We start from the raw sequence: 1,056 nt of genomic DNA, 5'->3' as shown, positions 1-1,056 counted from the left end.
GGTGCGGTACTTCTTGTAGGTCATGCCGCTGGTCTTGAGCAGCATGCCGCCGTAGAAGATCTTGCCGGCCTGTTGGATGCCGATTCCGGTGAGGGTGGTGTTGTTGCAGGTGGGGCTGTTGGGTTTGCCGCCGCCGGGGCTGGTGCCCTCGGCGAGGAGGTAGAACCAGTGGTTGAGCGGGCCGGCGGCCTTGTGGACCTCGGTGCTGGGGATGGAGGAGCTGTAGCAGTCCGGGTCGCCGTTGGTGGAGGGTTTGTGCATGTAGCGGATCGGGCCCTGGCCGACCAGGTTGACGGTCTCGCCGACGGTGTAGTCGGGGACGTCGTAGGGGGAGGGCTCGTTGGCGTACGCCTCGGTGAGCGCGCCGAAGATGTCGCCGGTGCCCTCGCCGAGTCCGGCCTCGCTGCCCGCGCCGCCGGGGGTGAACTGGTCTATGCCGTGGCCGAATTCGTGGCCGATGACGTCCATCGACGAGATCCACTGGTTGGACTGGTTGCGGCCGATGGTGACGGTCGAGCCGTCCCAGTAGGCGTTGAGTTCGTTGAGGCCGACCTTGATGGGCCAGCTTCCGCCGTTGCCGTTGTGCCCGTTGCGACCGAGCCAGTCGCGGAGCATGTTCCATTCCTTCTGCGCGCCCCACATGGCGTCGACGCAGCTTGTCTCCTTGCTGGTGGCCTGGCCGTTGCCCCACGAGTCGGTGGACTTCGTGAAGACCTGGCCGGTGCTGTAGTCCGCACAGGACAGGCCGGGACGGTTCGGGTCGCGCAGGGAGAAGGAACTGCCCGAGCCGGTGGTGTCGATGGTGAGCGGGTTCGGCCCGTTCCACTGGCTGTTGCCGCTGCCGGCGCGGACGTCGTCGTAGCTGTCGAGCACCGCTCCGGTGCTCGCGTCGACGAATACGTGCAGCCTGCTGGGCGCGGTGGCGGTACGACCGACCAGCACGGTCTCCCAGGCGAGCGCGCTCTTGTCGTCCTTGACCCGGACCACCAGGCGGTGCGAGTCGACCTTGTCCACGACCGGGAGTTGCGCCTTGGACGTGCTCTCGGCGGCGCCGGC

The 1,056-nt window shown here is 67.5% G+C and carries 1 protein-coding gene; it reads right to left on the bottom strand.

Features of this window, described 5'->3' with window-relative positions; translation table 11 throughout:
* Positions 1-1,056 (bottom strand): M4 family metallopeptidase (locus ACIBSV_RS50700; RefSeq protein ID WP_395874816.1); only part of this gene is annotated, 1,056 nt, incomplete at both ends.

The sequence above is a fragment of the Embleya sp. NPDC050154 genome, assembly GCF_044460165.1.
In the GTDB taxonomy this organism is placed as follows: Bacteria; Actinomycetota; Actinomycetes; order Streptomycetales; family Streptomycetaceae; genus Embleya.
The sequence above is the reverse complement of the archived record's forward strand: the minus strand, read 5'-3'. Positions and strand labels throughout refer to the sequence as shown.